General features: G+C 34.9%; 20 protein-coding genes. 8 read left to right on the top strand and 12 right to left on the bottom strand.

All coding sequences use genetic code 11. From position 1 onward, the window contains the following. The 6 genes from JJL45_RS01110 to JJL45_RS01085 all read left to right on the top strand — a co-directional run bounded on the left by JJL45_RS01110 (window position 1) and on the right by JJL45_RS01085 (window position 7,061). Window positions 1-1,446 (top strand): DUF5689 domain-containing protein, encoded by a 1,446-nt coding sequence (locus tag JJL45_RS01110; protein ID WP_068601303.1) that lies wholly within the window; start codon window positions 1-3, stop codon window positions 1,444-1,446. Between the two features lie 67 nt (window positions 1,447-1,513). Beyond that, complete coding sequence (locus JJL45_RS01105; RefSeq protein ID WP_068601305.1) at window positions 1,514-2,290, top strand: hypothetical protein; 777 nt, start codon at window positions 1,514-1,516, stop codon at window positions 2,288-2,290. 50 nt (window positions 2,291-2,340) lie between these two features. Next, complete coding sequence (locus JJL45_RS01100) at window positions 2,341-2,484, top strand: hypothetical protein (protein WP_202664212.1); 144 nt, start codon at window positions 2,341-2,343, stop codon at window positions 2,482-2,484. A 31-nt stretch (window positions 2,485-2,515) separates the two neighbouring features. Then, entirely contained in the window at window positions 2,516-2,893 is a 378-nt protein-coding gene (locus tag JJL45_RS01095; protein WP_068601307.1) for a hypothetical protein, read from the top strand. A 618-nt stretch (window positions 2,894-3,511) separates the two neighbouring features. Continuing rightward, window positions 3,512-4,228 carry a DUF547 domain-containing protein gene (locus JJL45_RS01090; protein ID WP_068601309.1) on the top strand — a complete coding sequence of 239 codons (717 nt, stop codon included), beginning with the start codon at window positions 3,512-3,514 and terminating at the stop codon, window positions 4,226-4,228. Between the two features lie 16 nt (window positions 4,229-4,244). After that, window positions 4,245-7,061, top strand: coding sequence for a TonB-dependent receptor domain-containing protein (locus JJL45_RS01085; RefSeq protein WP_082935833.1), 2,817 nt, complete (start codon window positions 4,245-4,247; stop codon window positions 7,059-7,061). A gap of 123 nt (window positions 7,062-7,184) precedes the next feature. On the opposite strand, the gene JJL45_RS01080 is transcribed toward JJL45_RS01085, so the two are convergent. Beyond that, entirely contained in the window at window positions 7,185-7,826 is a 642-nt protein-coding gene (locus JJL45_RS01080) for a DUF1801 domain-containing protein (protein WP_068601311.1), read from the bottom strand. Window positions 7,827-7,889: 63 nt separating this feature from the next. Further along, complete coding sequence (locus tag JJL45_RS01075; RefSeq protein WP_068601313.1) at window positions 7,890-8,858, bottom strand: endonuclease; 969 nt, start codon at window positions 8,856-8,858, stop codon at window positions 7,890-7,892. Window positions 8,859-8,976: 118 nt separating this feature from the next. On the opposite strand from JJL45_RS01075, the gene hflX reads away from it, so the two are divergent. Together hflX and JJL45_RS01065 are read left to right on the top strand one after the other, a co-directional pair. Further along, the gene (gene hflX / locus JJL45_RS01070; RefSeq protein WP_068601315.1) at window positions 8,977-10,188 is read left to right on the top strand and encodes a GTPase HflX; all 1,212 of its coding nucleotides are present in this window, start codon (window positions 8,977-8,979) and stop codon (window positions 10,186-10,188) included. Between the two features lie 24 nt (window positions 10,189-10,212). Continuing rightward, a complete protein-coding gene (locus JJL45_RS01065; RefSeq protein WP_068601317.1) occupies window positions 10,213-12,465 on the top strand; it encodes a transglycosylase domain-containing protein in 2,253 nt (750 codons plus the stop codon). 177 nt (window positions 12,466-12,642) lie between these two features. Here the strand turns inward: JJL45_RS01065 and JJL45_RS01060 are convergent, their stop codons facing one another. The 10 genes from JJL45_RS01060 to sufC form a co-directional block, all read right to left on the bottom strand. Then, window positions 12,643-13,575, bottom strand: coding sequence for a DUF3078 domain-containing protein (locus JJL45_RS01060; RefSeq protein WP_068601320.1), 933 nt, complete (start codon window positions 13,573-13,575; stop codon window positions 12,643-12,645). Between the two features lie 79 nt (window positions 13,576-13,654). After that, window positions 13,655-14,581 (bottom strand): DUF3078 domain-containing protein, encoded by a 927-nt coding sequence (locus JJL45_RS01055; protein WP_068601322.1) that lies wholly within the window; start codon window positions 14,579-14,581, stop codon window positions 13,655-13,657. Window positions 14,582-14,637: 56 nt separating this feature from the next. Further along, a complete protein-coding gene (locus JJL45_RS01050) occupies window positions 14,638-15,144 on the bottom strand; it encodes a DUF2480 family protein (RefSeq protein WP_068601324.1) in 507 nt (168 codons plus the stop codon). Window positions 15,145-15,240: 96 nt separating this feature from the next. Continuing rightward, window positions 15,241-15,564 carry an SUF system Fe-S cluster assembly protein gene (locus JJL45_RS01045; RefSeq protein ID WP_067144910.1) on the bottom strand — a complete coding sequence of 108 codons (324 nt, stop codon included), beginning with the start codon at window positions 15,562-15,564 and terminating at the stop codon, window positions 15,241-15,243. A gap of 45 nt (window positions 15,565-15,609) precedes the next feature. After that, window positions 15,610-16,032 (bottom strand): SufE family protein, encoded by a 423-nt coding sequence (locus JJL45_RS01040; RefSeq protein ID WP_068601325.1) that lies wholly within the window; start codon window positions 16,030-16,032, stop codon window positions 15,610-15,612. Between the two features lie 130 nt (window positions 16,033-16,162). Further along, a complete protein-coding gene (locus JJL45_RS01035; protein ID WP_068601327.1) occupies window positions 16,163-16,639 on the bottom strand; it encodes a hypothetical protein in 477 nt (158 codons plus the stop codon). A 146-nt stretch (window positions 16,640-16,785) separates the two neighbouring features. Next, window positions 16,786-18,000: an aminotransferase class V-fold PLP-dependent enzyme gene (locus JJL45_RS01030; RefSeq protein WP_067144907.1), complete on the bottom strand. Its 1,215-nt coding sequence runs from the start codon at window positions 17,998-18,000 to the stop codon at window positions 16,786-16,788. Window positions 18,001-18,127: 127 nt separating this feature from the next. Further along, window positions 18,128-19,441: a Fe-S cluster assembly protein SufD gene (gene sufD, locus JJL45_RS01025; RefSeq protein WP_068601328.1), complete on the bottom strand. Its 1,314-nt coding sequence runs from the start codon at window positions 19,439-19,441 to the stop codon at window positions 18,128-18,130. Window positions 19,442-19,501: 60 nt separating this feature from the next. Beyond that, window positions 19,502-19,891, bottom strand: coding sequence for a four helix bundle protein (locus tag JJL45_RS01020; RefSeq protein WP_068601330.1), 390 nt, complete (start codon window positions 19,889-19,891; stop codon window positions 19,502-19,504). A gap of 32 nt (window positions 19,892-19,923) precedes the next feature. Beyond that, window positions 19,924-20,676 (bottom strand): Fe-S cluster assembly ATPase SufC, encoded by a 753-nt coding sequence (gene sufC, locus JJL45_RS01015; protein WP_067144904.1) that lies wholly within the window; start codon window positions 20,674-20,676, stop codon window positions 19,924-19,926. Between the last annotated feature and the right edge of the window lies 1 nt (window position 20,677).

Here is a 20,677-nt window from a genome sequence, read left to right as displayed (position 1 = left end):
ATGAAGATAATAAACAGCCTTAGATTCGTATTACTACTTTTATTGTGTATTGGTTTGCTCCAATCCTGTGTAAAAACAGATGATTACGAACTTCCTGAAACTTCAATTAAGGAACCTCAAATACCTTCTGAAAACAAGACGACTTTTAAAACAATAAAATCACTTTACGAGCAGGCGATAAACGGTGGAAATTCAACTGTCGTTATAAAATCTGAAACCGATTTGTTTATTGAAGGATATGTGGTGTCTTCCGATAAATCAGGAAATTTTTTTGAAGAACTCATCATTCAGAATAAAACTGATGGAAGTGATCCCGATGCTGATCCGAGACTCGGGTTTTGCCTGCTTTTAAATAAGAGTAATTTGTATGAAACCTTTCAATTCGGACAAAAAGTTTATATAAAAATGAACGGTTTAATCGTAGGTGAGAACAGTGGTGTGTTATGTATTGGAAAAGGTGATGGCGTTCGTGTTGGGCAAATTCAGGCTTCCGAAATCCCTTCCATTATTAGTAGAAGTCCTGAAATTGCAGAGATACAGCCTAAGGTGGTGCAATTACAAGATTTAACATCTAAAGATGAAAACACCCTCATTCAGTTAGAACATATGCAGTTGAATCGCTTCGAATTAGGTGCAAGTTTTTCCAGTGAAGCTTATGATGAATTTGATGGTTTTCGCGTTTTGGAGTCCTGCGACTCTGGTGTTTCAGTAATGATGCAAACCAGTACCTATGCCGATTTTAAATCACTAATTGTTCCGGAAGGAAAAGGAAGTGTTTCTGGTATTTATAGTCGGGATTATGGCGATGATTTTAATGTGTTAGTTGTAAACAGTTCTGCTGATGTCCTTTTAAGTAACTCCGAACGTTGTGACCCATTAGAACTTCATTGCGGACTTGCCGAATCTTTCGGCTCTGGAAATTTACTTGTCGAAGATTTTGAGGCACAGAAAAACAATAAGCCTATAGAAATCGCGGAGTGGACCAATTATATTGAAGCAGGTACTCAAGCCTGGGAAGCTTATTCGTCAACTTCATCAAATGCATCCTTAGGGCGTTCGGCAAGGTTTCAAAGTGCTAGTTCTGGTGATACGAGTAATATTGGTTGGCTCATTACACCGCCTATAAATTTAGATGAGCAAGTTGGTGAAACTTTACGTTTTAAAACTTCAAACAGTTTAGCCGATAGTAGTTTTATGGAAGTCCTATACAGCAACGATTGGGACGGTACCGAAGCAGGTGTGCTTCAAGCTACTTGGGCTGTGTTATCGGCTGCTTACGTGGTAAAAAATTCCGATTCGTTTGTGCCGTGGTTTAATTCTGGTGTGGTCGATTTGTCTTGTGGTACTGGCGTGATGCATATCGCTTTTAAATATACGGGTGGCGGACAAGAATCTTTTGATGGGGTTTACGAATTAGACGATATTCGTATTGATTATATCGAATAGTTTTTAACTTTGAGGACTTTTATAATTAGATAATAACTTATTTAAATAACAAGCCATACCAAATTTTATGATGAAATACTTAAGATTACTTTTAATATTAGTTTCAACTTCAACTATTGCTCAAAACTATATTCAGTATAATCAAACTGTTAACTATTCTAATAATAATTTAGGATTAACGTTCATTGCGAATGAGATATCTGCCTTTAGAAATAGTTGGGAAAATCGAAAAAAACGAGAGGAAGCTATTTCAAAAGCTAAATCTCAATTAGCTATCATTAAAAATACTTATGACAATTCCACTCAATATCCAGATCATATCATTGATGGGTGGCATTTAGTTATGGCAACAGATAATCACAGTTATTGCTCACCAGCGAAAGTTTTTATAGAAGGTAATCAAATTAAGGAGTTTGTTGTAGGGAATTGGATAAAATTATCTCGACCTTTTCATTTGTTGTCACCCATAAATAAGGGAAAATCTTTAATAACTCTGGACTTTAATGGGAATACAGATACTTTAGAACTCTATTTTATGAATGACTTAGCTAAGCCTACAACGGTTGATAAACCTATGGAATCAGGATTTATAACTTTTTGGTCTGACTCTAAAAAGGCCAAAACTATTAAGATATGGTTTGAAAAAGTTTATCTTGGAGAATTAGGGGTACAGTTTGAAAGTCAACCACAGTGTGGTGAAGAAGGAGCAATAATAGTAGAAGTTAAACCTGGTAAATATCATTTTAAGGGAGCTGGTAGAGGTACGATATCATGGGATGGACATGTTGAAGCGAAAGAAAAACAATGCTTAAGTTATGTTTTAAATAAAGAAAACAAAGAGTAATTTCAATTTAATTAATGCCGTAGAAATCATAAAAAAATTCCGATTCCTTTGTGCCGTGGTTTAATTCTGGTGTGGTCGATTTGTCTTGTGCCACAGGCGTAATGCATATCGCTTTTAAATATACGGGTGGCGGACAAGAATCTTTCGATGGGGTTTACGAATTAGACGATATTCGTATTGATTATATCGAATAGTTTTTAACTTTGAAAACTTTTAAAAATCAACATGACCACATTCGATAAATTATTCTCTCATTTTTTTCAATACTACAAAGCTGAAAAAAGTAAAAAAGCCAATGAGATTGCTACGTTTTACGTGTCATTTCTGCAATGTAGTTTGCTATTACTGTTAGGCGTTTTCTTTGCAGGATTTTTTAAGCAAATGAATGTGCAAACCATGTCGTCATCAAAAGCATGGATATTATTCGTGTTGGTTGTTATCTTTATTTATTTTAAAAATTGGATGCAGTACGGCGGTAGAAAACGAAAAATACGTAATGTTAAAATGCTTAAAAATAAAAAGCTAGATTATAACATTTGGGTGCTGTGGTTTTTGCCCGTTGTGGTGTTAGCGCTTGCCTTTGTACTTTCTAAAGCCGTTTAGAAAATGTATATAGAATTCTACTAATAATTCTCAAGTCAGAAATTATCCTTGATGCCACATGAGATGCTGGAAATTATGAATTTCAAAAGTGTTTATTTAATAATTTCATGTGCTGATGATAAATGAAGTAACATTTACGAATAATTAGTTAGTTATTCAAAAGTGTTATGATGTTAGAAACTCACAAATAGATTTGCTTTAGTAAATAAAATAGGCTTTGGTACGTCATTTTTACTTCAAAAACCTCCTTTAAAAATAATAACGTTTAAGTATAACAGCGGATAATGCGCTTAAGCTATCTTTTTTAAATTTTAATTGTATGAAATTACAGCGACCTTATGTCTGTTAAGGGTTTGCTGCGTTTTATGATAGACTAAATAAAGTAGGGTTTTTGTGAATTACTCCTATTAATTAGCACTTCATTTTTTCTACTTGATAATTTAAATAGTGTTAAAATAAATATTTCGTAGAAATGACTTTCCAATTGTTATGCGTGCATAGAATAGATATTTTCGCCCAGTATTTTTTGTAGTGAAAAATCCTATAGCACACTGCGATAATACGTGTTTAATAAATCTTAAAATTAGAAATTATATAGCAAAAACCAAATCAAAAATTATGAACTTTAAAATTAAATTAACCAGTATCTTATTTCTTATCTGTACGTGTTGGGGGTATTCCCAGACGATAGATAATTCAGATTTAAAGACCTTTCTGAAAAAACACGTGTCGGAAGAAGGTTTTGTAAACTATGACAAGTTAGTTAGAAATAAGGAATCACTTGATGACATTGTAATGGGGCTTTCTAAAATTTCACCAACCAGTACTTGGTCGAGTAATGAAGTAAAAGCCTATTGGATTAACGTATACAACATCAATGTGCTAAAGTTAGTGTCTAGCTACTACCCATTGAAGTCTATTAAATATATTGACAAGCCTTTCCAAGTCGATTTTATTAGTGTTGAAGGTAAAAAGGTATCACTAGATTATATTGAAAACACCATCATGAAAGGCTTAGAGGATCCTAGAATTTATTTTACGTTAAATAATACTTGTGTGTCTGCTCCTTCACTAAACAGAGAGCCATATACAGCCGAAAATTTAGAATTGCAATTAGAAACTGCTGTTAAAGCTTTTGTGAACGATACTAGTAAAAACTATTTCTCAAACACTACTAACGAGGCTATCATTTCTCCAATTTTTAAATGGCATGCTTCAGAATTTAAAAACCTTATAACTTTTATTAACAACTATTTAGAAAACAAACAAATTACAGAACAAACCAAATTAACCTATTCTAGCTTTGATTGGACCTTAAACAAAGAAACCTATTAATCAACAAGCAATTATCATGAAAATCAAATTAACAACTATATTACTACTACTAGTTAGTCTCTCAACCTTCTCTCAAAATTATATCAAAGGAAAAATTATAGGGGATGATGGAACACCATTAATTGGTGTAGAAATTAAAATTAACAACAGCATAGAAGCTTCATCAGATTTTACTGGGGAATTTAATATTCCATATCAAGGCAGCTACCCTGTTGATGTAACTTTTAGTTATATTGAATATATTACATTAACGAAAACCTTATTCGAACCAGCAAACGGAATCAATTTGCTTGTGCAAATGAATAAGGAGAAAATTACCGATTTAACTCAAGTCGTAGTAGCGGCTTCTAGATCTACAGAAAAAAAGATTGAAACTCCGGTAACGATTGAAACTTTTTCTGAAAAATCCATTATCAATGGAACAAGCCCTAACTTTTATGATGAACTTGTAAATGTAAAGGAAGTACAACTTAATAGTAACAACTTAGTAAGTAAAACCATTAACACACGTGGATTTGCCCAAGGTACTAACACACGATTTTTACAAATTGCAGACGGTGCAGAATTTACAATTCCTGTATTTAATGCTTCTATAGGAAACTCCTTAGGGGTAAATCAATTGGATGTGGATAATATCGAAATTTTACCAGGAGCATCATCGGCCTTATATGGAGCAAATGCCTTCAACGGTATTATGTTTATTAATAGTAAAAGTCCGTTTGAAAAACCAGGAATATCTGTATACTATACGCATGGATACACTAGCCAAGAGGCAGCTGGAGTTAATGATTTTAATGATTTTGGACTACGATGGGCATATAAAATGACCGATAAAGTAGCCTTAAAATTGAATATAAGCTACATTGAAGGTTCCGATTGGATAGCGAATGACAAGAATAGTAAGAATATAGTTGACATAGGCTTGCCTCCAGTTCAATATTTCGATGCCGTAAATATATATGGTGATGAAATAACAGGTAATAGTGCTGCTGCAGGTGGACCTGTAAGTAGAACAGGGTATAATGACGCCGATTTAAATGACGGAAAGATTGAGAACTTCAATGGGGACTTGTCTTTTCATATCAAACCTACTCTAGATTCTGAAATCAAAATACAACAAAAAATCTCTTATGGTACTACAAACTTTAGTGGTACTAACACCCGTGCAACCCTTAAAAACTTCTTAGTATTACAAACAGGATTGTCTTATACATCAAGTAATTTAACTTTTAGAGCTTATTATACGGTTGATGATGCTGGAGATTCTTACGATATGGTAAGAACCGCAATTAACGTGAGCAAAAGTGCTAAAAATAATAATGAATGGTTTACAGACTACGATAATGCTTTATCGACGTTTAGAAACGATAATCCAACTTTTGACAATAACACGTTGTTAACAATGGCTCGTGAGTTTGCCGATTATAGTACTGTAGAAGGTTACAATGGCAATTTACCTAATTCTATCGGTGGTCAGCCACGTTTCGATCCAGGAACCGCTGCTTTTAACAATGCTTTTAATACCGTTACTACAAGTAATGATTTAACCAATGGTTCGAGATTTCAAGATAATTCATACACATTGCAAAGTGATATTAACTACAATTTCCAGGATATTATAAAATTTGCAGAATTTCAATTAGGAGGAACTTTCAAAAAGTATGGCTTAAACTCTAAAGGAACTGTGTTTAACGATGCTAACGGAAAAATTGATTACGACGTATATGGTGTTTATGGACAACTACAAAAGAAATTATTAGATGATCGTTTAAAATTAACTGGATCGGTTAGGTATGATAAATTAACAGATTTAGAGGGGAGTTTTTCACCAAGATTATCTGTTAACTACGCTTTAGGTAAGCGTAAAACACGTAACCTTAGAGCGTCTTTCCAAACAGGTTTTAGAAACCCGACGTCTAGTGACTTATATAATGGTGCCAATTATGGATTTATTGCTTTAGTTGGTTCTGCAAAGGACAATTTAGAGAATTACTCGCAAGTTATTAACTTTACTAACCCTATTTTAGGGCCAGACCAGCAAACTGTAGATATTACAGGTGATTACATTTATGGGAGTTCTTTCTCTGTAGGATCGGTTCAAAAATTTGCGAATACGTTTAGTTCATCTAATCCGCAACCTGCTATTGATTTATTAGAAATTAAAAAGGTTGAAGCTGTAAAAGCAGAAAAAGTAGAATCTTTCGAACTTGGATATAGAGCTGGAATTGGTAGATTCACTTTCGATTTAAATGGTTATTATAACAAATACACCGATTTTATTTATACCAAAAAGGTTGTTACACCTTACTTTATGGATGCCTCTATAGCACCTGAGTATGGTGGTATTGGAGCTGCCATTTTATCTCAACAATTTTTAGTGCACCAAGTGTATACTAATGCTGAAGTACCAATTGAAACTATTGGTTTAGGTTTTGGTGTTGAAAGAGATTTTAAAACATTCTTTGTTAGCGGTGCCTACAATTACACAAAACTTTTAGATTATGACCAAACGATTGATCCAGATTTCGTTCCAGAATTTAACACTCCAGAACATGCTGCAAAATTAACTTTTGGATCTGAAAAGTTATTTAGCAATTTTGGATTTAACACGAATCTAAGATGGAATTCTGAGTACGAATGGGTATCACCGTTTGCTTTCGGAACAATTCCAGAACGCGTGGTTTTTGATGCTCAAATTAGCTACCGCATACCTGCGATTAAATCTATGGTAAAAGCTTCTGCAAATAATTTATTTGGAGAGGAATATATTCAAGTTATCGGAGCAGGGAACATAGGACAAACTTATTTCTTGTCACTAACTTATAATCCATAATTTAGGATAAATTCTATATTTTAATTTAAAAAACGGCTAGAACCTAGGTTCTAGCCGTTTTTTTTTGATTAATGTATAACGTCCGAGTTTTTACAAAGAAGGTTGCTGATGTGTTTATAATGATTATTTCGAGTCTTCCAATTGTTTATGCGACCCATCGCAAGTAGGTTTACGTTTGGATAACCCACAAGTGCAATCGGTTAGTCCGTAGCCATCGAGGATGCGAGCCATATTTTTTTCAATACGCGTTGTTTTGGTTTTAGACTGTTTTGGTTTGTCAAAATGTAATAGATAACCACGTTGACGCCCTGGAGTTAATTTATAAAATGCCTTTTTAAAATGGGCATGGTCTTTAAAAATGGCTTCCAATTCGGCAGGTACCGTATAATCGGAAGTTTTTTTCATTTCAATTTTTTGTCCCGATTTGGCAATGGCTTCCTTTACATATTGTTTTATAACCGGTTCAAGCGCTGTTATTTCTTCAACACTCGTAAACCGCATTTGTCTAGCCGTTTGCATGTTTTCGGTTTGCTGGATGAGAAGTTTTTCAGGATCTTCTAGAAGCACGCCTTTAAAAAAAGAGAGGCCACAATAGTCTTTAAACTCATGAATAAGCACCACATTATTCTTGTTATACGTATAGCACGGGTGCTTCCATTTGAAGGTTTCTTCAAGTTCACAATCTAATATGAGGTCTCTAAGTTTTATTAGCGCCTTTTGCCAGGTTTTTTGGCGATCTAGATATTTTTTAACGTCTTCATTCATGGTTTTCGTTTCTCGTTGAACTTTCTCTATCAACACAAAAAGTTGAAACTAAATATAAATCAGTTACTTCTTAAAAATAGCATACACCGGAAAGTGATCGCTATAACCGCCATTATAGCGTTTACCGATGTACGTTCTGTAAGGTGTGCCTTTGTAGGGGCCGCTAAAGGTTTTTAGGAAGTCTTCATCAAAAATATTGGCTTTGCTAAACTCAAAGTTGTTTTCAGAAACTTTAAAAAAGTTTGTAGAGATTAATATTTGATCGAACAAATCCCATTTTCTGTTATAGTAGGTCGAGCCACGGTTGTAGGAACGCAAGGTTTCCATAAGATTAAATAAACTCGAGGTTTTAACCAATTCTCGAATACCAGGGTTGTTGGAGTCTTCATTAAAATCGCCCATAACAATGATTTTAGCATCTTCGTTAACAGCTTTTAATCCTGAAATGATCTCGCTAACTTTTACCGATGTGGCTAATCGTTTCGGTTCAGATAAGACTTCCCCTTCACGACGCGATGGCCAATGGTTTACAATAACATGTATCTCTTCACCGTCTAAAAGTCCAGAAACCAGTAAGATATCGCGGGTGTAATCGGGTAAACCACTGTCGTGGAAAAGTTCTATTCTAAACGGTTCGGAGTGGGTAACACTAAAAACATCCTGGTCGTATAACAAGGCCACATCAATGCCGCGCTCGTCCAAGGAGTTGTAGTGCACATAATTGTAGTTTAAATGCACTAAGTGTTTCGACTGTAATAAATCGTTTAAAACCTTTTTGTTTTCAATTTCAGCTACCCCAACAATAGCAGGGTTTTTCCCTGTTTCTCTTCGGCCTATATTCGAAATGGCATAACCTAATTTCCGCAATTTATTTTCATACCGTTTATGCGTCCATCGTTTTGCTGAAGTTGGTAGAAAATCTTCATCATGAATGTGAGTATCATGTATTAAATCGAATAAATTTTCAAGATTATAAAAAGCAACGGCTTGTAAATCGTGGCGCACTGGAATATCGTCAAAGGTATTTGTCATAATTTCAAAAATAAGACTTATAGTTTAAAATTGAGGTTTAATAATATCTGTAAGTCTAAAATTCTTTTTTAATTATAATGGTAGCAATTGTGTAACTTTGTATAATATATTTATTTATATGATAGAAAAGAAGGATGTCGCTTTAGAAAGAGCCGTATTAATCGGTATCATTACTAAAGATCAAGATGAAGAAAAATCTAAAGAATATTTAGATGAATTGGAGTTTTTAACGTTTACCGCTGGTGGCTATGCGGTGAAGCGTTTTACCCAGAAAATGGAGATGCCAAACTCTAAAACTTTTATTGGAACTGGGAAAATGGAAGATGTGCGCGAGTTCATTGAAGCGAACAATATTAGTACAGCTATTTTTGATGACGAGTTATCGGCAGCACAAGAGCGTAATATTAGTAAAATTCTAAATGTTAAGGTTTTAGATAGAACCAATTTAATATTAGATATTTTCGCGCAACGTGCCCAAACCAGTTATGCGAGAACGCAGGTAGAATTGGCGCAATGTGAATATTTACTACCGCGTTTACGTGGTATGTGGACCCACCTTGAGCGTCAAAAAGGGGGGATTGGTATGCGCGGACCTGGTGAAACCGAGATCGAGACCGATAGACGTATTGTTCGTGATAAAATAGCCTTGTTAAAATCGCGTATCAAAACCATCGATAAGCAAATGGCTGTACAACGCGGTAACCGTGGTAAAATGGTTCGTGTGGCACTTGTAGGGTATACCAACGTTGGGAAGTCAACCCTCATGAATGTGATTAGTAAAAGTGACGTGTTTGCCGAAAACAAACTCTTCGCCACTTTGGATACCACCGTTAGAAAAGTAGTGATTCAAAACCTACCTTTTCTACTTAGTGATACGGTAGGGTTTATTAGAAAATTGCCTACCCAGTTGGTAGATAGTTTTAAAAGTACCCTTGATGAGGTTCGAGAAGCCGATTTATTATTACATGTAGTTGATATTTCACATCCTAATTTTGAAGAGCACATCGCCTCGGTTGAAAAGATTTTAGGGGAAATTGATAGCAGCGATAAACCAACCATTATGGTTTTTAATAAAATTGATGCGTATCAACAAGAACCTATCGACGAGGATGATTTAGCAACCGAACGCACCGAAAAACATTATTCTTTAGAAGAGTGGAAAAGTACTTGGATGAGTAAAGTAGGCAATAATGCCTTGTTTATTTCTGCGCTCAACAAGAAAAATTTAGAAGAATTTAAAAAACGGGTGTATGATGAAGTACGAGACATTCATGTGACTCGTTTTCCTTATAACCACTTTCTTTACCCCGATTATGAGGAAGAAGATTAATAACCTTTTGTATCTTGGATATTTATGAAACATAGTATTAAAAAGATATTACAGAATAAATGGATAAAACGGTTGCTACTTTTAGTAGTGGCTGTTTTTTTATTTTTTGTGGGTTTGTACTTTAGTATTTATCTCGGACTTTTCGGAAAGGTGCCAACCACGCAAGATTTAAGTTTTATCATTCAGGAAGAATCTACAGAAGTTTTAGATAAAGACGGTGAGCTTATTGGTAAATATTATATCTACGATAGGCAGCCTTTAGAGTTTGAAGATTTCCCCAAGCATTTAATAGATGCTTTAGTGGCTACCGAAGATGTGCGTTTTTTTAATCACGACGGCATCGATAATGTCAGTTTACTACGTGTTTTCGTGAAAAGTATTTTGCTTCAAGACAAATCGTCTGGAGGCGGAAGTACCATCACACTTCAGTTGGCTAAAAACCTTTTCGGAAGAGACGACTACTGGTTTTTTGGAATTGTAGTCAATAAATTCAAAGAAAGTATCATTGCCAAGCGTTTGGAAGAAATTTATACTAAAAATGAAATCCTAACCCTTTACTTCAATACGGTTCCTTTTTCAGATAATACTTATGGTATTGAAAGTGCTTCTCAAAAATTCTTTAATAAATCAACAAAGGAGTTAAGCATTTCTGAGGCGGCAACCTTAATAGGAAGTTTAAAAGCAAATACCTATTATAACCCTAGATTACATTTAGATCGCAGCCAGGAACGTCGCGATGTGGTACTTTCTCAAATGGAAAAGTATGGCTACTTATCGGCCGATTCGTTAGAAGTTATTACTGAAACGCCTGTGGTGTTAAATTACCGCTCGTTTAATCATGACCAAGGTGTGGCACCTTATTTTAGAGAGCAGGTAAAAAAAGAATTATCAGCTATTTTGGATACTCTTAAAAATTCAAATGGCGATGCTTACGATTTATATAAAGATGGTTTAAAAGTATATACCACCTTAGATTTAAAAATGCAGCAGCTTGCGGAAGAAGCCATGAAAACGCATATGGCTAAACTTCAAAAGGATTTTGAGGCTTCTTATGGAAAAGCAGGACCTTGGACAAACTCCAAATTAATTGATGCAGAGGTTAAAAAATTACCCAAATATAAGCTGTATAAGGAGCAAGGTTTATCGGATGCTCAAATTCAGGATTCCTTGGCTGTAAAACGCGATGTTGAATTGTTTTCTTGGGCAGGTGACACCATTCAAAATTTGAGTGTAAGAGATAGTATTAGTCAGTTTTTAAAATTTTTAAACACAGGCATGTTGGCCGTCGACCCTAAAACTGGAGCGGTACGAACTTATATTGGAGGTGTAGATTACCGCTTTTTTAAGTACGATCATGTTTCGCAAAGTGAACGCCAAGTGGGGTCAACTTTTAAACCTTTTGTGTATACGGCAGCCATTCAAAATGGTATGGATCCTTGTGAATATTTCTCATTGGCAGAAGTGACTTATACCAATTATAAAAACTGGACACCAAGTAATTCTGGTAGCAGCGAAGAGGATGTTTATGAGAATTATTCTTTAGAAAAAGCTTTAAGTCATTCGGTAAACACCATTGCAGTTAAGGTGCTGAATAAGGTTGGTATTTCTAAGGTTATCGAACAAGCCAAGCGCATGGGCATCACCAAGGAATTACCTAATGAACCTTCCTTGGCTCTTGGTGTGGCCCAAATCAATTTAAAAGAATTGACGGGTGCTTACACCAGTTTTGTAAATAACAGTCATGTAGCCAAACCGTATTATATCACTAAAATTGAAGATCATCATGGCAATGTTATCGCTTCTTTTGAACCAGAAATTGCCGAAGAGGAAGCCTTTAGTGATTATACTAGGCAAGTGATGCTTCACATGATGAAGGCCACCGTAAATCACGGTACCGCAAAGCGATTAAGAAGTAGTTACGGTTTAAAAAATGAGATTGCAGGTAAAACAGGAACCACCCAAAATAATAAAGATGGTTGGTTTGTAGGCATTACACCAAAGTTAGTTACCGTGACTTGGGTGGGGAATGATAATCACAGCATCGGATTTAAAACCACGGGGATGGGGCAGGGCGCTAACTCGGCTTTACCCATTTTTGGTGAGTTTTATAAAGCTTTAAATGCCGATAACGCTTTCGCGGAAATTACCAAAGCTCATTTTGAAGTGTCATCTCAACAAGTTATTTCAGATTTAAATTGCGAACCAGAAAAGCGCGATGGATTTTTTAAACGTTTGTTTAAGAGTAAGAATAAAAAGAAAAAGTTTAAGGGCGATTAGCTCTTATGGGTAAGTTGAAATTAAAAAGGTCTTAAAAGTTAAAACAAGCGTCATTCTGTGCTCGACACAGAATCTCATGATATTGAACTTCAATGATTATGAGAATCTGAAATAAATTCAGATTGACGTAAAATTAACTTTTAAGACCTCTTTTTTTGAACAGATGTGGTTTATACGTTAAAAATTAACGTTTATACCAAGTCCGAAAACTTCACGAATTTGAAATCCTTCAAAGGCATCGTCATCATAAACAGTTTGGAAAGTGAAATTGGTTGAAAATACGTCGTTTATTTTCATTACCACATTCAAAGTATAATCGATATCGGTATTCAAGGGTTTATGAAGGTAATCGGAGTACAAACTTAAAGTGTTTTCCATTGATATATTTTTCATAATGTCAAGCTTGTAATAGGCTCTAATGTTAAGACCAAACTCATATAATAGATTCTTTCCAGGCGGCACACCAAAAGTTTCTACATCATTACTAGACTCGTAAAAAACGTTGTTTTCGTCATCGTCGTTAATGGTAAATATTTCATCGGTAATGAAAGTGAACCTAGATGAAAGTGGTGCAATATTCACATTTAAGTTGTTGCTTTTTTTCCAAAGAAAACCAGGACCAAAACTCCAATAAGCTGGCTTGAAAAATCCAGATGTTGGGTACAATTCATTGTCACCCATAAAATCGTCGTTATAATCGTAGCCATCGGTAAACTGGGTTTTAAAGTTCATATAGAAGGAAAAGTTCCAGTATTTTTTTTTCATAGCCCTTCCTACAACCGAGTTAAGCTCTAAACGGTCATCTGTTTTACGTCTGCCGTCATCTTCGTTAATGTTAAGTCCGTAACTCGCTAAGATTTTATTATCCCATGACCAAGGGCCTTTATCATAGTTGAAATCATAGTTTACAGATAGGTTTGCAGCCAAGTTGTTATCGCCACCAGGTTGCCAGTTTGAAAATGCCGATTGGTTGACAAGTAAATTTATTTTACCAACGCTAGTCCAGCCTTCGGGGATAATAATAGTGTCTTTAACTGTCGGGGTTTTTTGAGCATGAATGGCAAGATTACTCAAAACTAAAAAACAAAAAATATGTAATGATTTTTTCATACGTGTTATTGTTTAAAATTAAGGAAAAAGTAAAAGCGCCGATTAAGGCGCTTTAGTTAAGTATTATAGGGTAATGGTGTTAAAATGCATAGCTTAAACCAAAGGTCCAATAGGTTTGTAAGTCGTTGTCAACGTTGTCAAACGTAGCGTTTGTATCGCCTTCAGTATTAATAGCATAGTTTAAAGCCTCTTGTTTGTTGTCTCTTAAACCAAACTCAAAACCTAAACCAATTCCTTTCCAAACCTCATATCCAAAAGCGTTAGTCCATGTCCAGTTAGATAAGTTCGAGCTTTTGTAAGATTGAAACATCGATAAGTTTGAGTTTATCTTTAATTTTCCAATAGATTTAGCATAGTTTGCTACTATTTTAGCACCTAAAGAAGAATCGAAAATAGTTTTCTCATCACTAAATACAATGTTGTAGTTTAAAGGGTGTACCACTACGACTAAATCTGAAATTGGAGTCCATGTAATACCAATACCTAAATCTAAGTACCCAGGATCGTTAAAGTTGTTTAATAGGGTGGTTCTATATTCGCCTAAAGTAGAGGCTGCAAGTGTCTTGCTAATTTTATAACCATAAAGCGAGGTGATAGTAAAAACATCGGTCGCTTGTCTAAAATCATCATCGTCTATTGGGTCGTCTTTATCATCAAATTTCACCCAGCTTAAGTTAATGTTAGCCGTGTTATACCAGAAATATTTTTCTCTGTTTAATTTAGCATAAGGATTAACAGTAATGGTTACGTTACCCGCTGAATTGTTTGGCGTACCTTGAGCGTACCAATTACTAAATTCAGATAAATTAGCACCAATAGTACCAAATGCACCATAGCTCCATCCTGGGAATTTATCAATTTGTTTTTTAAGGGCATCAACTTCCGATTGTAGTGCGCTAATAGAATCTTCTTTTTGAGATTTTAAGGCTTCTAATTCTTCTTTAGTTTGTGCGTTTAAGGAAATAAAACCCATAAATAAGGCACAAATTAGTAGCGTTTTTTTCATAGTTTTTAAGTTTTTAATAAAATGGATTGATTTGTAATGTTTGTTAATATTAAGGGTTATTTGTTTTTGTATAAGGGTACCGACGAACAAGCTTCGCCATACATAATGGATTTAGCAACAGACTGCAATTTGTTAGCAAGCATGATGTAGGCGTTTTGCGGCACAGGTTTATTGGAACAACCTTTTATAATAATAGGTTTTCCTTCAAATTCAGAAACATCTAATTGGTTTATTACGTCTTGGTATATGGACGTTTCAAGGTTGTCCAAACTACCAACTACAATTTTTTTGGCAAAAGGTTGCAATTGAATACTAAGCAACATATAGGCCCATCCTGGAATGATGGCATCCGAACTACAGGTTAGGGCAATATATTGGTCTTGAAATTGACTCCAATCGAAGCTGGCAACCTGGTCTCTAAAATCTTTTTCACGAAGCACAAATCCTTCGTAAAGCCAATCTTTAATGTCAAATAATACACGATTTTCTTTAGGGTAATAATCCTCTAAGTTAATCGTGATTAATTTGCTATTCGCCACGCGATTGATGATTTCATCAGCCATATAAATGTTTGTTTTTGAATATACTGTTAAGTGATATTTTGTGGAAGAAACAGGAGGATTAATTGTTAACTTTTAATTTTTAACTATTAATTAATTCTAAAGCATACCCAATTCCAATTTCGCCTCTTCGCTCATCAGTTCTTGAGTCCAAGGTGGATCGAAAGTAATTTCAACTTCGGCATCTTTAACTTCGTCAAGTGACTTTACTTTTTCTTCTACCTCTAAAGGAAGGGTTTCGGCAACAGGACAATTAGGTGTTGTTAAGGTCATTAAGATCTTAACATCATTGTCTTCATTCACAAAAACGTCGTAGATTAATCCTAATTCGTAAATGTCTACTGGAATTTCAGGGTCGTAAATAGTTTTTAAAACATTTACAATTTTTTCGCCGAGTTCGGCGGTATCTATATTTTCACTCATAATCGTATAATTTTATTTTGATTTCCGCGCAGGCGGAAATCTATTTTATTTCAACTGGGTCTGATAAGCAATAGCATACATTTTTAATTGCTTTATCATACTGATTAGACCATTTGCTCGGGTTGGCGATAAATGTTCTTTAAGGCCGATTTTATCAATAAAATCAGTTTCTGAATGAATGATATCTTTAGGATGCTGATTAGAAAAAGTACGAATCAGAATCGCAATAATACCTTTGGTGATGATGGCATCACTATCGGCAGTAAACACCAATTTATCGTCTTGCATTTCGGCATGTACCCAAACTTTACTTTGGCAACCTTTAATGATGTTGCTGTCCGTTTTGTATTGGTCGTCGATAAGGGGTAAATCTTTCCCTAAATCAATCATATATTGGTAGCGTTCTTCCCAATCTTCAAACATTGAGAATTCATCTATGATTTCATTTTGTATCTCTTCTATACTCATTAATCTCAAATTTTAAGCAAAAATACAATATATACAGTTATTAGATAAATTAAGGTTTTAAAATACCGCTGAAATATCAGATTCTTGTGTTTTTATTTTTTTTAAGTCACCTCGATTGGTTTCTCTTTCCTTATTCCATATTAGTAGCCAGATCTGTAATTTCTTTTACTAGTGCCTTAATGGCTTCTGGCGGATTGCCTTCGTCGAAGGCTTGGGTTTGGTAGGTGTGTTCGTTAACGGTGACTTTTAGTGTGGTTTGTGCTGCACCGTCAAAGGCATAATTTTTACTTGGTGCTTTTAATTTCGGAATTTCGCTTAGTGGAATGGCATCTAGAAGTTCAAGTAACCGTTCCCATTCTGGTTGTGGAAGCATGACAGGTGGTCCAGGTTTTCCTCGCTTTTTGCTAACGACTATGAGGTTTTCAATAACTCTAATTTTATAGTATGAATTTCTTGTGGTTGCCAGATATTCAAAAGTAATTAAGTCTTCGGAAGTCGCTTGCTGTTCTTTAGAAACACCACCTTGAGTTTTTGCTTTAGTAGTGTTTAATGAACCACAGGTTTTTAATGACATTAAGACTATAATAAGAATGCTTACGAGTTTCATAATCAAAAACTTAACAAGGGTTTGTTAGCGAAGTTAAAATAAATTATTGAAACTTTTATTTCAGGAGGTTCAGATTGACTTCAAAAGTAATGGTATGACATATAACGAGCAGTCACATAAAATAAAGTAAACTGAAGGTGTTTTCCTTAAGCCAACATCATTTTTGCTTTTTTAACACCTTCCACAAGACTATCTATTTCCGCTTTAGTATTATAAAAAGCTAAAGAAGCTCTAACGGTTCCTGGAATTTTGTAGTAATCCATGATAGGCTGTGCACAATGGTGACCTGTTCTAACGGCAATTCCTAGTTTGTCTAAAATAGTACCTACATCGTAAGGGTGAATGCCTTCTAAGTTGAATGAAATTACCGAGGTTTTATGTTTTGAAGTTCCATAAATTTTTAAACCTTCAATGTTTAAAAGTTTTTCAGTAGCGTATTCCAGTAGCTCATTTTCATAATTTGCTATGGCTTCAAAACCGATGTTGTTCATATAATCGATAGCTGCTCCAAAAACAATACCACCGGCAATATTAGGTGTACCAGCTTCAAACTTATGAGGCAATTCGGCATAGGTGGTTTTTTCAAAAGTAACTTCGGCAATCATTTCACCACCACCTTGATATGGCGGTAGTTTTTTTAGCCAAGCTTCTTTACCATATAAAGCGCCAACGCCGGTAGGACCACACATTTTATGAGCAGAAACCACATAAAAATCGACGTCTAATTTTTGAACATCAGGTTTAATATGTGGCGCAGATTGTGCACCGTCAATAAGAACGGCTGCTCCAACCTCATGGGCTTTTTCAATAATGTATTCAATAGGATTTACGGTGCCTAACGCGTTTGAAACGTGATTTGTAAAAACAAGTTTCGTATTTGCAGAAAGGAGTTTATCAAACTCACTCATCACCAATTCGCCATCGTCATTCATAGGAATAACTTTTAAAGTGGCGCCAGTACGCTCACAAAGCATTTGCCAAGGCACAATATTAGAGTGATGCTCTAAGGCCGATACAATAATATCATCACCTTTTTTTAGAAGTGATGAAAATCCGTTTGCGACTAAATTGATGCCATGCGTAGTTCCCGAAGTGAAAATAATTTCATGCGAAAACTTGGCATTAAAATGCGCTTGTATTTTATAACGGGCTTGTTCGTATAAATCGGTGGCCTCCTGACTTAAAGTATGAACACCGCGGTGAATATTGGCATTGTAATTTGAATAGTAATCTACAATAACATCAATAACCTGTTTTGGGGTTTGTGATGTTGCTGCATTATCAAAATATACTAAAGGTTTGCCATTTACTTTGCGAGAAAGAATGGGAAAATCTTTTCTGATGTCTTCTACGTTGATCATGGCTTGTTTGGTCTGGGCCCCGATTGAGGCGTTTGTTGAAGCTCCTCTCAGAGAGTCCTTGGATCCCGCTTTTGGGACTTTAACCGAAAGCGGGAAGGAGCTCAAAAAATAATTTGTTTAAGAGAAATTAAAGGTCGAAACCTATGCTAACCCCCAATTTGTTAGCTATAATTTTATTGATACGTTGTTTAATTTCAGGTATTTTAACCGAACTTAACACGTTATTACTAAAGGCATACATTAAAAGTGCCTTAGCTTCTTTTTTAGGAATACCACGCGATTGCATGTAAAACATGGCGCTTTCGTCTAGCTGACCAATGGTACAACCGTGAGAACATTTTACGTCGTCGGCAAAAATCTCCAATTGTGGTTTGGTATTGATCGTTGCTTTATCGCTTACTAAAATATTGTTGTTTGCTTGGAAAGCGTTGGTTTTTTGGGCTTCTTTTTCTACAATAATTTTTCCGTTGAAAACCCCTGTAGAGCTATCCCCAAAAATACCTTTGTAATCTTGATGACTCTCACAATTAGGTTCGATATGGTGTACCAAAGTATTGTGATCGACATGTTGTTTGTCGCCAAGAATAGTGACACCTTTTAATATAGAATCGATGCGTTCTCCTTCTTGGAAGAAATTAAGATTGTTTCTAGTTAATTTTCCACCAAATGAGAATGTATGTACCGAAGCAATACTTTCACGTTGTTGCTTAATGAAGGTATTGTCAATTAGTGAGGCATTTTCGGCATCATTTTGAATTTTGTAATAATCGACAATAGCACGTTTTTTAGTGAAAATTTCGGTTACACTATTGGTTAAAACAGGGTTTTCTGTTAAACTTTGGTGACGCTCGATAATTTGAACATGCGCATTCTCTTCAGCAACAATTAAATTACGAGGCTGAAGTAATGTAGCCGATTCGTTACCTGTTGAAAAATTGATAAACTGAATTGGTTTATCGGCAATTTTATTTTTAGGAATGTGTACATAAACACCTTCTTGTGAAAACGCCGTGTTTAACGATGGTAAACTATCGGTAGTCGCTGCTTTATTGAAATGGTTTTCAATAATTAAGCGGTATTTCGGATTTGTTAAAGCAGAAGACATTAAACACACATCGATACCATCATGTGTGGTGTTCGATAAATGTGAAGAATATTTTCCATCGATGAAAACCACATGATATGTGTCGATTTCGTGGATGAAATATTTTTTAACATCTTTATAATCTATGGCATTTTCTTGCTTTGGGAAAACGCTATAATCTTCTTTTAATAATTTATTTAAAGAGGTGTATTTCCAAGCTTCTTCCTTTTTCGTAGGAAAGCCTTTTTCTTCAAATATTTTTATAGCTTCAGATCTAACATTATGAACGTGCGTGTCGACATCGACCTTGTTTTCAAATGCTAAAAATGATGATACTAATTTGTCTTTTAAATCCATTGTTATAAATCGTTTCAAGTTTAAGGTTTAAAAAGTTTCAAGTTGTTAACTCAACCCTAATTACTTAAACTTGTTTCCTTTAAAATCTTTTTTGTTCAAATATGAAATGAAAGCCGATAAGCGTTTGCTTAACTGTTCATATTCTGAAACTAATGTTCTAAGTTTTTCTTCTGAAATATATTCTGAATCAAAAACTCTATATAATTGTGACCTTGCTTCTCCAGCTGAACCTTTTGCTATTGAAAGAAATTGACGAAATTCTAAGTTTCCATCTCTTTCAAAGCCTTCGGCTATATTGTCCATTACAGACCCAGATGAGGCTTTTATTTGGTCTTTTAATCGATAATCTGTTTTTAAATCTGTTTCGTTAGCAATGTCTTTTATTTGATTAAAAAGACGCCTAGCTTCTTTCCATGTTTCTAAATCTTCAAATTTAGTTATCGTTGCCATGAACTTGAAACATTAAACCTTAAACAGAAAAACTATAAAGAGGCTTCTTCTTTAATCCAATCGTAACCTTTGGCTTCTAACTCGTGAGCTAATTCTTTACCACCAGATTTTACAATTTTTCCGTTGTGTAAAACGTGTACGAAATCTGGAACGATATAATCAAGTAAACGTTGGTAGTGCGTAATAACAACTACAGCATTGTCTTTACTTTTTAATTTGTTTACACCGTTTGCAACGATACGAAGGGCATCGATATCTAATCCAGAATCGGTTTCATCAAGAATAGCCAATTTAGGTTCAAGCATCGCCATTTGAAAAATCTCATTACGTTTTTTCTCACCACCAGAAAAACCTTCGTTTAACGAACGTGATAAAAATTTACGATCGATTTCTAACATTTCAGACTTTTCGCGAATAAGCTTAAGCATATCTTTAGCAGGCATTTCCTCTAAACCTTTTGCTTTTCTAGATTCGTTAATAGCCGTTTTGATAAAGTTTGTTACCGATACACCAGGGATTTCAACTGGGTATTGAAACGATAAAAACACACCTTTATGTGCGCGTTCTTCAGCAGCTAATTCTTCAATGTCTTCACCTTCAAAATAGATTTTACCTTCGGTTACTTCATACTCTTCTTTACCTGCAATTACAGAAGAAAGCGTACTTTTTCCTGAACCGTTTGGTCCCATAATGGCATGAACTTCGCCTGGTTTCACTTCAAGGTTAATACCTTTTAAAATGTTTTTATCCTCAACACGTGCGTGTAAATTCTCAATTTTTAACATA

It is taken from the genome of Tamlana sp. s12 (assembly GCF_016767215.1).
GTDB classification, from domain to species: domain Bacteria; phylum Bacteroidota; class Bacteroidia; order Flavobacteriales; family Flavobacteriaceae; genus Pseudotamlana; species Pseudotamlana agarivorans.
Note: the sequence above shows the minus strand (reverse complement) of the source record. Positions and strands in the feature narration are given on the sequence as shown.